12 protein-coding genes are annotated in these 13,168 nt (G+C 41.5%); 1 reads left to right on the top strand and 11 read right to left on the bottom strand.

Going from position 1 to position 13,168, the window contains the following annotated elements; translation table 11 throughout:
• Positions 1–19 precede the first annotated feature (19 nt).
• The 11 genes from SINDD18_RS01100 to gmk all read right to left on the bottom strand — a co-directional run bounded on the left by SINDD18_RS01100 (position 20) and on the right by gmk (position 12,285).
• Positions 20–1,294 carry a hydroxymethylglutaryl-CoA reductase, degradative gene (locus SINDD18_RS01100; RefSeq protein ID WP_061862784.1) on the bottom strand — a complete coding sequence of 425 codons (1,275 nt, stop codon included), beginning with the start codon at positions 1,292–1,294 and terminating at the stop codon, positions 20–22.
• The gene (locus SINDD18_RS01095) at positions 1,294–2,466 is read right to left on the bottom strand and encodes a hydroxymethylglutaryl-CoA synthase (protein WP_061862783.1); all 1,173 of its coding nucleotides are present in this window, start codon (positions 2,464–2,466) and stop codon (positions 1,294–1,296) included. The genes SINDD18_RS01100 and SINDD18_RS01095 overlap by 1 nt, the downstream gene beginning before the upstream one ends.
• Positions 2,467–2,642: 176 nt before the next feature.
• A complete protein-coding gene (locus SINDD18_RS01090; RefSeq protein WP_045763178.1) occupies positions 2,643–3,092 on the bottom strand; it encodes a threonine/serine exporter family protein in 450 nt (149 codons plus the stop codon).
• A 1-nt stretch (position 3,093) separates the two neighbouring features.
• Entirely contained in the window at positions 3,094–3,852 is a 759-nt protein-coding gene (locus tag SINDD18_RS01085; RefSeq protein WP_061862782.1) for a threonine/serine exporter family protein, read from the bottom strand.
• Positions 3,853–3,939: 87 nt separating this feature from the next.
• Positions 3,940–5,832 carry a Stk1 family PASTA domain-containing Ser/Thr kinase gene (gene pknB / locus SINDD18_RS01080; RefSeq protein WP_061862781.1) on the bottom strand — a complete coding sequence of 631 codons (1,893 nt, stop codon included), beginning with the start codon at positions 5,830–5,832 and terminating at the stop codon, positions 3,940–3,942.
• Positions 5,829–6,569, bottom strand: a complete 741-nt coding sequence (locus SINDD18_RS01075; protein ID WP_061862780.1) for a Stp1/IreP family PP2C-type Ser/Thr phosphatase — start codon at positions 6,567–6,569, stop codon at positions 5,829–5,831. Before SINDD18_RS01075 ends, pknB begins: the two co-directional genes overlap by 4 nt.
• A gap of 15 nt (positions 6,570–6,584) precedes the next feature.
• Positions 6,585–7,898, bottom strand: a complete 1,314-nt coding sequence (rsmB, locus tag SINDD18_RS01070; protein ID WP_049503496.1) for a 16S rRNA (cytosine(967)-C(5))-methyltransferase RsmB — start codon at positions 7,896–7,898, stop codon at positions 6,585–6,587.
• Positions 7,891–8,826, bottom strand: a complete 936-nt coding sequence (gene fmt, locus SINDD18_RS01065) for a methionyl-tRNA formyltransferase (RefSeq protein WP_061862779.1) — start codon at positions 8,824–8,826, stop codon at positions 7,891–7,893. Before fmt ends, rsmB begins: the two co-directional genes overlap by 8 nt.
• A gap of 12 nt (positions 8,827–8,838) precedes the next feature.
• Positions 8,839–11,235: a primosomal protein N' gene (locus tag SINDD18_RS01060; RefSeq protein ID WP_061862778.1), complete on the bottom strand. Its 2,397-nt coding sequence runs from the start codon at positions 11,233–11,235 to the stop codon at positions 8,839–8,841.
• Positions 11,236–11,319: 84 nt separating this feature from the next.
• On the bottom strand, positions 11,320–11,634 hold the full coding sequence (gene rpoZ, locus SINDD18_RS01055; RefSeq protein ID WP_006146546.1) for a DNA-directed RNA polymerase subunit omega: 315 nt from the start codon (positions 11,632–11,634) through the stop codon (positions 11,320–11,322).
• A gap of 24 nt (positions 11,635–11,658) precedes the next feature.
• Positions 11,659–12,285, bottom strand: coding sequence for a guanylate kinase (gmk, locus tag SINDD18_RS01050; protein WP_000775049.1), 627 nt, complete (start codon positions 12,283–12,285; stop codon positions 11,659–11,661).
• Between the two features lie 246 nt (positions 12,286–12,531).
• Here gmk and SINDD18_RS01045 point away from each other — a divergent pair.
• The coding region (locus SINDD18_RS01045; RefSeq protein ID WP_061862777.1) for a DUF4839 domain-containing protein at positions 12,532–13,168 on the top strand (637 nt) is incomplete at its 3' end.

Genomic DNA, 13,168 nt, shown 5'->3' with positions numbered 1-13,168 from the left:
CCATCAGTCTGAGTTTTTCTTATGATCTTAAATGTTTCAATAACGTTTGGGCTTTTTCTAGATTAAAAGTTTTTTCAGCAATCAAGCTTTCCACTAGTTTAGGTACTTCTGCCTCAGTCGCACCTGCTAAAAGCGCTAGAGATTTTGCTTGAAGTTTCATGTGTCCATGCTGGATCCCTGTACTGACCAGAGCTTTAAGAGCTGCAAAGTTTTGTGCAAGACCAATTGACACGATAATTTGAGCCAATTCCTTAGCTGATGGATGACCTAGCAACTCATGGCTGAGAACGACTCGAGGATTGAGACCAATTGATCCACCCTTGGTAGCAACTGGCATCGGCATAGTCAGCTCTCCTATTAACTCTTCTGTTTCCAAATCCATCGTCCAACGACTAAGACCTCGATAGGAACCATCATGACTGGCATAGGCATGTGCTCCCGCTTCGATGGCACGCCAATCATTTCCTGTCGCAATCAAGAGAGCATCAATCCCATTAAAGATTCCCTTATTGTGGGTCGCTGCCCTGTAAGGATCTGCTTGGGCAAACTGGCTAGCTAAAACTATTTTTTCTGCCAACTCACGCGCTTCATCCTTCTGGCGACTCAAATAACGAAAGGCGATCCGACAAGTTGCGGTTACTAGAGAATCTGTTGCATAGTTGGATAGAATTCCCATTAAACTTCGCCCTTGACTTAGAGCCTCTAGACTTGGTTTTAAAGCTTCAAGCATGGTATTGAGCATATTAGCTCCCATGGCTTCTTGAGTATCTACATAGAGATAGACCACTAAAAAGTCAGCCTCACCAGAAATTTTCTCAACTGTTAGCTCTCTCGCTCCACCACCACGTTTGACAATAGAGGGATAGGCTTGGTTTGCTTGTTCGAGTAGTTCCGCTTTCTGACTCAAAATAGCCTGACAAGCTTTATCCCTATCTGGAACCTGATAAATAGCTACCTGACCAATCATTTGTCGCTGATGAACTCGTGCAGTAAAACCACCCGCACGCTTGATAATCTTACTTGCAAATGCAGCTGCAGCAACCACAGACGGCTCTTCGGTCACATAAGGAACGGTGTACTCTTGACCATTTACTAGAACTTCTGGAACTATTGAGTATGGAAGCGAGAAGGTCCCCACCACATTTTCACTCAATTGGTCCGCAACTGCTAGACTGAGATTCTCATTTTGCTCAAGACTTTCTTGGGCTTCCATAGAAGTAAGCGCCTGAGACTTAACTAGTTCTAGGCGCTCTTGAATTGATTTTTTAGCAAATCCATTCCAATTTTTTTTCATTATTTTTCAACCTTGCTGTAGCGACGTTGGTGGTCTACAATCTCAACCAGAGCATAGTCCTGTCCTTCATAGCCTGACAAAGTTGCAGAACCAGACTCATCTAAGTTTGCTTCTTCAAAGAAGATTCGTTCATAGTCAGCAACACTCAAAGCTTGACGTTGATCTAGCAAGTCTAAGCGATTATTCTGCAATTGTTTTTCATAGCCTTCAACCAATTCTACACTAAAGAACTCAGATACAGCACCACTACCATAGCTGTAGAGGGCAATCTTATCCCCAGCTTTCAGACTATCAGAATTTTCAAGAAGAGACAAGAGTCCTAAAAAGAGTGAACCTGTATAGATATTCCCAACTTTTTGGCTATAAATAATAGACTCATCAAAGTGTTTTTGAAGTAAATCCTTTTTCTCTTGAGGTAGAGATTTATCGAGGATTTTTTTCAATCCCTTGAGAGCTAGCTTTGGATATGGCAAATGGAAACAAATAGCTTCAAAATCATTCAAGTCGCAATCATAACGCTTTTGGTACTCTTCCCAAGTCGTTTTTAAGCTATCAAGATACTGCTGTGTTGAGTAAACCCCATTTACAAATGGTGTTGTCGAATAGTTTGGACGCCAAAAGTCCATGATATCACGAGTCTGCGCAACGTTATCATTGTTGAAGACCATAACGCGTGGATTTTTACTAATCAACATGGCAACACAACCTGCTCCTTGAGTTGGTTCCCCAGGAGTTTCGACACCATACCTTGCAATATCACTGGCTAGTACCAAAACTTTTGATTTTGGAGAGTTTTCTACGTGTAACTTAGCATAATGAAGGGCCGCAGTCGCACCATAGCAAGCTTCCTTGATTTCAAAACTACGAGTAAATGGTTGAATACCAAGCAAACCGTGTACAAAGACAGCTGCAGCTTTACTCTGGTCAATCCCAGACTCTGTCGCAACGATAACCATATCAATCTCTTGCTTCTCTTCTTCAGTCAGGATAGAATTTCCTGCACTAGCAGCCAAAGTAACAATATCCTCTGTTAAAGGAGCAATACTCAATTCTTTTAAAAGGAGCCCTTTACTCAATTTTTCAGGATCAATTCCTCGGGTTTCTGCTAAATCTTGTAATTTCAAAACGTATTGACTGGTCGCAAAACCAATCTTATCAATACCGATTGTCATATTTACCTCTATTTTTATCATTCATTGTAAAAAATCGTTCACCTCTATTTTATCACAATTGAGGTCAAATGAGCGAAAAAAGACTTGATTCACCAAATCAAGTTCATTTTCAAAACCTTATTTCATTTTTAGGCTAGTCCAACAAACAGAACTTTAGGGCTACAAAAAATCGAGACTTAGCTAGCTCGATTCTTTTTAAGATAATGATACAATTTCAACAAAACTGTTCCACTGGCCATTCCAATGGAGATAACGAGAGCCAACATCATGACTAACATGGCACTAGAAATGGCATGACTGTAGTCACCTGTAACGAAGAAGGAAGTGGTTCGATAGGACAGATAACCTGGTACTAGTGGTGCCAATATAGCCAGAGCAAAAACAACTGCTGGTGTCTTATAGAGGATACTCATAATTTGGCTGACACAAGAACCAATCACAGCAGCAATAAAGGTTGCCAAAATGACATTGGTTGGTTCCTTAAGTATCAAATAGAGTAGCCAGATAGACATCCCTAAAACTCCACCAGGGATCAGCATGGAACGCTGGACATTTAAAACGATTAAAAAGGTGATAATGGCAAGCAAACTTGCCAGAGCTTGCAATAAAAATGTTGTTAGTGTCATATTAGTTCATGAGTACGAGGGCGACTGATGTTCCAGCCCCTAAGGCAAGGGTAATCAGCAAGGATTCAAACATCTTGCTCATACCAGAGTTAATGTGATTGGTCATAATATCTCGAACAGCATTGGTCAGGGCAATTCCAGGTACAAAAGGCATAACCGCACCTGCAATCACTAAATCCGCCGTCGATGGTAAACCAGAATAGCGCGCCCAAAATTGTGCAATCAAACCAAAGACAAGAGCACCTGCAAAAGCAGTCATAAAAGGAATACGAATAAACTTCTCTACATAGAGAGAGCAAGTAAAGGCAAATAAGGTCGCTACTCCTGCTCCGATTGCATCGTAGACATTCCCACCAAACATGATTGAAAAGAAAGGAGCACTGAGAGTCGCTGCAGCAGTTAGTTGAACATTGGTATAGGGAGACGGTTTGGCATTTAATTCCTTTAATTGGATAAAGGCTGTATCCAGATCAAGCTGTCCTGATACAAGCTGCCGTGAAATCTGGTTGACATCACACACCTTCTCAATATTATAAGCAGAGGAGGTCACTCGCTTCATACGAGAGATATTTGTATTTTCAATGGAGAAAAAAATGGCGGCAGGCATGGCCAAAACATTACAATCCATAATGCCCTGTGAATGAGCAATCCTAATCATGGTATCTTCAACACGATAAATCTCAGAACCATTGCGAAGCAGTATCGTTCCTGCTAGCATAATGACATCGATCACTGCATTCAGTTGTTTGACTTCGTCCATGTTTTCCTCCTTCTAAAACTCCTTTTTATTTTATCATAAATTTGAAGGAAAAAAAATCTTTGTCACAAAAACTGTGACAAAGATTGATTAATTATCTGTGTTATGTTCGTCTGTTTGATTATGTGTTGACGAAGATGGAGTCGATTGACTTTGTGATGGCACTGTACTATCTACTCTGTTAGTGTTACGCTGGTTCGAAGACGGAACCGAAGAAAAAGAAGAAGAAGGTGGTGGGGTTTTTGGTTTATAAATAGAAATCTTTATACGTGTCGTACTTAGATCAACTTTCTCACCTAGTTTTGGACTTTGATCGACAACAGTTCCTTCAGCAGTGCCCTCAGGTGCAGTCGAAACCTCTACTACTTCGATATTAGCTTCCTTGACACCAACAATTTGAATCAAGTTATTCTTTGTAAATTCAAGACTTGAGCCAATATAACTTGGCATGGTCACGGTTGTCACCTTTTTAGCAACAGTCAAAACGATAGAAGTTGCCTTGCTAAGATCATAGGTCGTACCTTCTGAGAGACTTTGTTTAAAAATCACCCCTGGTTCCCATTCACTGGTCTCTTCTTCCTCAATCTTAATCAGATCTTTGGGAACTTTGTTCTCCTTCAACTCAGCAATGACATCTGTAGATTTCTTACCAATGTAATCACCAATCTTAAAGGATTGCTTACCAGACGAAATAATCAGATTAACTTTAGACCCTTCCTTGCGAGCTGAGCCAGCATCTGGATCTGTTCGGATGACCCGACCTTCTTCTACGGTATCACTCGCTTCGGTCTTCTCCTCACCAATCTCAAAATTCGCTTTTTTCAAGTTTTCCTTAGCTTCAGCAACAGTTTGACCTGCAACTTTTGGAATATCGATGGTAGCTGGTGTTCTGGATAAAATCCATACTAGAGAAGCCGCAACCAGTACGAAACTTGCTAGTAGAACCAGATAGCGTGCTTTAAAACGACGTTTTTTCACTGGTTTTTCCACAGATTTTTTAGCGCTTACTTCTGGGCTAGCTTTAGTTGCCTGATGGCTATCTGTCTGTGGTTGAACCTTAGGAATAGAGGTCAAGGTTGTTTGAGAAACCTTTGGCAATGTCTTTGTGTCCGCCTTAGTAGCATCATCAAAAACAAGTTTAGGTTCATTTCTGCGGTTATAAGATAGACTGCTAGATAAATCAACATACATCTCTGAAACCGACTGGTATCGATCTGTTAGCTTTTTAGCAGTTGCTTTGATGACCACATTCTCCAAAGCTTGGGGAACAGATGGATTTTCAGCTATGACCGAAGGAAGAGGTTTTTGAAAATGCTGGAGAGCGATGGTTACTGCACTATCGCCATCATAAGGGATATGCCCTGTCAGCATTTCATAGAAAATAATCCCCATGGCATAGATGTCACTTTGGAACGTTGCTTTAGAACCACGAGCCTGCTCAGGTGACAAGTAGTGAACAGAACCCAACATAGAGTTGGTCTGAGTCAGACTGGTCTCTGCAAAGGCTACGGCAATCCCAAAGTCCGTTACCTTAGCCGTCCCATCCGGAGTTAAAAGAATGTTTTGAGGTTTTAAGTCACGATGGACAATACCTTTAGTGTGCGCCAAGCGCATCGCTAAGAGAATCTGACCCATGATACGGACAGCTTCTTCATTTGAGAGGGGATAGTGTTCTTTGATATAGCGCTTGAGATCAAGACCAGCTACATATTCCATAGCCAGGTACTGTTGACCGTCCTCTTCGCCGATATCCGTTATCCGAACGATATGGGGATGATCTAAGTCAGCCATTGCACGCGCTTCACGCTGAAAACGCGCAACAGCAATCGGGTCAGTCTGGTAGTTAGTCCTCAGGACCTTTACAGCTACCTCTTCCCCGTCTAAAATCAAATCCTTGGCCAGGTAGACATCTGCCATACCTCCACGGCCAATTTGTTTGATAATCCGATACCGCCCGGCAAAAATCTTGCCGATTTGGATCATAGTGCCGCCGCCTCCTCAATAGAAACAAGGGCAACTGTAATATTATCAAGCCCTCCGGCATTGTTGGCAAAGCGTACCAAAGTGGCTGCCTTATCATCAAGCGAGATATCGCTAGTCACAATATCATAGATTTCACTACCTGAAATCATATTGGTTAGACCGTCACTATTCATGACCAGATAGTCACCTGCTTCCAAGCTGACAATTCCTAAGTCAGGTTGAATTTCATCTTTTTGCCCAATAGACTGTGTGATGATATTCTTTTGTGGATGTGCCTCAGCTTCTTCAGGTGTCAATTGACCCGCCTTGAGCAATTCGTTAACCAAGGAATGATCGCTTGTCAGTTGACGGTACTCTTCTCCTCGAATGAGACCGATTCTAGAATCTCCAATATGAGCATAAATAGCTTGATGATCAATGATTGCAAGGGCTTCTAGAGTTGTCCCCATTCCCTTGTAGGCTTCATCTCGTCCTAGTTGATAAATCTTTTGATTTTCAACTTCTAGATGGTGGGCAAACCATTCGCGAACTTCATTAACGGTGTCAATCTGCGTATCAACCCAGGCAACACCTAAATCAGTTACAGCCATCTCGCTGGCAATATTACCTGCACGGTGTCCTCCCATCCCATCAGCCAAGATGATCATTGTACGACCGGCACGGTTGACAAAAAGATTGACATAGTCTTGATTATTTGTACGTTTCTGACCCACATCTGTTAATAATGAAATCTCCATTGTGTCAGTTCCTTCCTAATTGGATATCTTGCGAAATTGGCTGATAAAGAATCCATCACTTCCGTATAATTCCGGAGTAATGAGGATACAACCATTTTTCACGATATCCTTACATTCATGTTCTAGTTTAACCTGCTCAAACTCGGGATGACTTTCTAAAAATGCTTGAACCACTTGAAAGTTCTCTTCCGAGACAATAGTACAGGTACTATACGTTATTATACCACCTTTACGTAGCGTTTGACAAACACTACCTAATATTTCCAATTGAATTTCCTGTAATGACGCGAAATCTGCTGTCTCTTTATTATATTTGATATCTGGTTTTCGACGCAATAGACCAATCCCTGAACAAGGGGCGTCAACTAAAATTTTGTCAAATTGATCATTGCCAAAAAATTCATGCACTTTTCGAGCGTCCAGTTTTTGCGTTTGGACACGGTCCGCTACACCTAAACGCTGAGCATTCTCTTGAATCAAAGTGAGTTTGTGGTCATAGAGATCTAGAGCCGTTACCTGACCTGTAGTCAGATAGGATGCCATATGGGCTGTTTTCCCACCTGGGGCTGCACAGGCATCTAAAACCTGCTCGTCACCTTGTAGCTCTAGTGTCGGTACAACCAGTTGACTTGACTCATCTTGGATAGTAATAAGTCCTTCTGAAAACAAGTCATGACTAGCAAAATGCCCCTGTTCCTTAACCAGACCAGCAGGAGATAAATGAGAATCACTTGCACCAAGCAAAGCTTTAATTTCCTCTTTTCGGCTCAAATCTGTCACACGGATACTGGCTTTATTGCGTTGCAAAAGACTCTCAAAAATCGCTTGCGCTCGCTCTTCTCCATACTCTTCCTTGAGCTTAGAAACCAACCACACTGGCAAAGAGTAGGCGATAGAATCACGCTTATTTTTACGTTTGATACTGGAAATATCTGGCAAACCTTCTCGCAGGATACGGCGAAGGACTGCATTGATCAGTTTTTCGCTACCTTTTTTGCGAAGTTTAGCCAGTTCCACCGCTTCATTGACCACTGCATGATCTGGAACCTTATCTAGATATTGGAGTTGGTAAGTACTCATGAGAAGAAGAACATAGAGCCAACTATCTAGCTTCTCTCTGTCTGGGATAAAATGAGATAAATACCATTCTAAAGTTAGTTTACGGGCTACCGTTCCATAGACCAGTTCGGTCACCAAGCCTTTATCTGCCGCTGACAGTTGACTTCCCTTAAGATGTTTGTTTAAAGCGATATTGGAGTAAGCTTGTTGGATAAAGACATCCTCCAATACCTCTAGGGCTAAACTTCTAGCCGTTTCTACTTTAGTCACCAAATCGTTCTCCTACTGCCAAAGTTCGTCCCACACCGTTGAGGAAGGAAGCAATGTCCATTTTAGGTTTTCCTGCTGGTTGAACCTGTTTGAAAGACAGGGCTCCTTCTGCTGTTGCGACAATCAGTTCCTTCTTACCGATGGAAAGAATCTCACCTGGAGTTCCATGACCTTCTACAGGGAGTGCTTCATAGATTTTGAAGCGTTCGCCCTTTAGAAAAGTATGAGCAACTGGCCATGGATTCATCCCACGAATTTGGTTAAAGAGTTGACGATTGGTCTTGTTCCAGTCCAACTTTTCTTCTTCAGGTTTGATATTAGGCGAAAATGTAACCTGGCTTGGGTCCTGTGGTTGAGGCTGAATCTCGCCAGCAATGTATGCAGGCAAAGTATCCAAAAGCAAATCACGACCAACAATCGCCAATTTCTCAAACAAGGTTCCTACATTGTCCTCATCTGTGATCGGAATGCTACGACGAGAAATCATATCTCCTGCATCCATTTCCTTAACCATTTCCATGATGGTCACACCAGCTTCCTCATCCCCTTGAATCAAGGCATAATGGATTGGCGCTCCACCACGATGTTTAGGAAGAAGAGAAGCGTGAACATTGACCGCAAAGTCCATGCTATCAAGGAGTTTACTTGGGAGGAACTGCCCAAAAGCAGCAGTCACAATTCCATCCGCTCCTAGCTTCATAATAGCTTCCATCTCTGGACTTCCAGATAGTTTTTCAGGTTGATAGATAGGAAGTCCTGCCTCTTTGGCAGCCTGCTTGACTGGGGTTTCTTGGATCACTTTTTTACGACCAACAGCACGGTCTGGCTGGGTCACAACGGCTAGAATTTCGTAACGGTCATCTGTCAAAAGTCCCTTCAAAACAGTCGCTGAAAAGTCAGGTGTTCCCATAAATATTAATTTTGTCATATCTTCTCCTTCTTATAAAAATTGTTGCGGTTCGTGGTCAATACTGAGACGAAGTTCACTATTTTCCCGTTCTTGAGTTAGAGCCAAGACCCGGTTAAGGGTTGGACCCAGCTCATCTTCTAAACGATATTTAATTAAAATCTGATAATGATAGAGATTATGAGTACGAGCGATAGGTTTTGGCGTTGGGCCAAGGATGATACTAGCATCCGACAAACCTGACCGCAATATTTCCATGACTTCATAAGCTCTTCTAAGAACCTCTTCTTCTTTCTTATGAGACAAGGTAATTCCAATTGTGAAATAATAAGGTGGATAACCCAACTGACGTCTGATGCCCATTTCATAGGCATAGAAACCTTCATAATCCTGTTCCTTGGCAAAACGAATAGCATAGTGCTGAGGATTATAGGACTGAATCAGGACCTGACCTGCCTTTTCAGCACGACCTGCACGACCTGCCACCTGGGTCAAGAGTTGAAATGTTCTCTCAGAAGAACGGAAATCAGGCAGGTTCAAGGCTGTATCCGCATTGAGAACACCAACCAAGGTCACATTTGGAAAGTCCAAGCCCTTGGCAATCATCTGGGTTCCCAGAAGAATATCCGCTTCACCCTTGCCATACTGCTCAAGAAGTGATTGGTGACTACCTTTTTTGCGAGTTGTATCCACATCCATGCGCAGAATACGTGCCTCTGGAAAGAGTTCAGCTAGCTCATCGTAGGCTTTCTGAGTTCCTGTTCCATAGTAACGAATACTGCGACTTTGACAGTTTGGACAGACATGAGGAATTTCCTTAGAAAAACCACAATAATGGCAATTCATAGTCTTAGTATCCATGTGCAGCGTCAAGGAAATATCGCAGTTAGGACAGGTGTCAACAGTCCCACATTCCCGACACATGACAAAGCTAGAATAACCACGGCGATTGAGCATGAGAACAACCTGCTCTTTTTTATCCAGTCGATCTTGAATCGCCTCAATCAGTGGTGGTGTAAAGTTGGACGTTTCATTTTGTCCGATATAGTCACGAAAGTCAACCAGCTGAACCTCAGGAATACTTGCTAAAGGATTGGCCCGTTGAGTCAGACGTAGATGCTGATAGACACCCTTACCAGCACGCGCACGGCTTTCTAGACTCGGTGTTGCAGAACCAAGAACTAGGGCAGCTTGATTGTACTGGGCACGTAAAAGAGCCACATCTCTAGCATGATAACGAGGATTGCTATCTTGCTTGTAGCTGGCCTCATGCTCTTCATCGATAATGATAACACCTAGATTTTTCAAAGGTGCAAAAATAGCAGACCTGGCCCCAACAACTACCTGAGCATCTCCACGCTCCACCTTGCGCCACTCATCGTACTTTTCACCATTTGACAAGCCAGAGTGGAGAATGGCGACTTTATCTCCAAACCGAGCAATAAAGCGCTCCGTCATTTGAGGTGTCAGAGAGATTTCTGGGACTAAAACGATAGCTGTTTTCCCCATATCCAAGGCTCCTTGGATAATCTGCAAGTAAACCTCCGTTTTCCCACTTCCAGTGATTCCTTGTAAAAGAAAGGGAGGGTATTTCTTCCCAATCGCTCCAACAACCGCCTCACAGGCTTCTTTTTGTTCTGGATTTAACTCTAAGGCTTGATTCGACTCGATTCCTTCAAAGTAAGCAGCTGAGCGTTGAACTTCCTTTTGAAGAATCGTCAAAGCACCCTGTTCCACAAAGTAATTGACTTGTTCCCGTGAGTAATTTTCTAATAAGGCTGACAAAGGAGTGCTTTCAGGATGTGCTAATAAATAATCTCGCAGTTCCAATTTCTTCTTGGCACGATTTGAGATTTCTAGCTTTTCTAATTTGTCAAGATTCACTTGAATCCAAGACTGTGTTTTGACCTTCTTCTGATCCACAGCCTGGTACTCTAGTTTCAAAAGCCCTTTCCGAGTCAATTGCATCATCTCAGCCTGCTTTTCTAGGTCAAGAGATGAAAATGCTAAGGACTCTTGCGATCCAAACAAACGGTCTCTATCTTTCTGACTCAAGCCTTCCAGAGGATAGAGGATTTTATCATAACTAGAGTTCAAAAATCCAGGGAGCATGGCTTTTAAGATAGAAATTTTGTAGGAGAAAACTGATTTACGTAGTTCCTCTGCTAGCCAGAGTTGTTCCTCCGTTAAGACAGGAGAAAAGTCCAGCACCTCGGCAATTTCTTTTAAGTCCTCGTCTGCCACATCTGTATCAGATTGAGACTCCAATCCAAGAACAATTCCCTGAATCAAGCGATTGGCCTTCCCAAAAGGTACATGAACCCGCATGCCAACTTCCAGCATCCCTTCAAATTCCTCTGGAATCTTGTAGCTATAGGGCTGGTCTGTCTGCATCAAGGGAACATCCACAATGATTTTTGCAATAGCCATATCCTCACCTCCTTCTTTTCTTAAATCCTTTTAATTGATTGAGTATTCTTGCAATAGAAAAAATAAGATTGAGTCCCCCCAACCTTAAATTTTTTCACCTTCTTCTTTTTCTTTCGCGATTTGCTCTTTGATTTTCTTTTCTTCTTCTTCTTTCAATCGTCTTTCTTCTTCGATACGACGACGAACAGCCTCGCGTTTTCCTTCTGGATCTGGGTGGATGGTTACATTCCCTGATTCAATTTCTTCTAAGGCACGAAGAGTAGATTTCTCAGATTTAAATTCTTGAGTAGCAGGTGCTCCAGCTTCTAATTCGTGAGCACGCTTTGCTTCCAAGATGACGAGTGAATATTTTGATGGTACCTTGTCAAGTAAGGTATCAATAGAGGGTTTAAGCATCATTTGTTTGTACCTGTTTTCTAAATTTTATCGAATAGTCGGAGACTTTGGTAGCATATCCTGATAATGACCAATCACGCGGTCTACACGGAAATGTTCTGCTTCAATCACACGTTTTACACGTTCTGCGGCAAGAGGAACATGATCATTTACAATAGCGTAGTCATACTCACGCATCAAAGCAATCTCTTCCTTGGCTTTTTCGATACGCTGAGCAATTACTTCTGCACTATCGGTACCACGGCCTACGAGACGGTCTTGCAATTCTTCCAAATCTGGTGGTGTCAAAAAGATAAAGACAGCATCTGGAACTTTTTTCTTGACCTGAAGAGCTCCCTGTACTTCAATTTCAAGAAAGACATCGATTCCCTTATCAAGCGTTTCATTAACATAAGTCAGAGGAGTTCCATAGTAGTTACCCACATACTCTGCATACTCTAACATCTGCCCTTGACGGATCAATTCTTCAAATTCTTCCCGTGTACGGAAGAAATAATCAACACCATCTACTTCACCTGGACGTTGTGCCCGCGTTGTCATAGATACAGAATATTGAAATTGATTTTCAGAACTCTCAAAAATTTCTCGTCTAACCGTTCCTTTTCCAACTCCTGAAGGACCTGAAAAAACGATTAGTAAGCCTCGGTCTGCCATTATATCTCCTTTGGATAGTTTGTGAAATGACTTGAAAATTTCTGTAAGATTATATATCTAAAGCCATTTCTGCTCGCTACAATCTTTCTATCTAGTGTAACAAAAAAGCAGTAATTTTTCAACTGCTCTTTCTTATTTATTTTGCATAATCAACTGCACTAAAAAATTCAACTCCAGTAGGAAAAAGCTTGCTATTTTTTTATGTTTAAGAGATAATCAATATAACAATATCAAAAGGAGTTGTTTATGACAATTTATAAAGGGAAAAACGTAGATGAAGCTATAGAGAAAGGTTTAGCAGCACTTAATCTTAAAAAAAATGAAGTCCACATAAACATAATCGAAAAAGGACAGGCCGGAATATTTGGTTTTTTTGAAAAAGAAGCTGAAGTAGATATAATACCATTAACCGAAAAGGAACTAAAATTAAAAAAAATTACTCCATATTTAGTTGGGGCTGCTTTATTACTTTCATTTTTTATTATGCTTCTACTTGCTATATTTCAAGATAACAAGCCAACTACAGCCTCTCCGTCTTCTACAAGTACTACTATTGTCGAAAAAACAACTGAAAAATCAAGCGAACAATCATCAACAAATACTGAAAACTCATCTAGTTCAACTAGTTCATCATCAAACTCTATTGAAAATTCGTCAACTAGTTCATCATCAAACTCTATCGAAAATTCGTCAACTAGTCCCTCACAATCTTCTACAATTACCGTTGAAAACAACTCTGAATTCCAAGTATTACTACAATCAGAGGATCAAAGTACAATTGAAGATTTTATTAAAAAATACAAAGGTCAGACGATCGAATTTGATGGGAATATTGCACACTTAGCTAAGGTGAAGTCAAAATATGATATTCTAATTTATTCGG

The organism is Streptococcus infantis, assembly GCF_001579645.1.
Lineage (GTDB): Bacteria > Bacillota > Bacilli > Lactobacillales > Streptococcaceae > Streptococcus > Streptococcus infantis_E.
The sequence above is the reverse complement of the archived record's forward strand: the minus strand, read 5'-3'. Positions and strand labels throughout refer to the sequence as shown.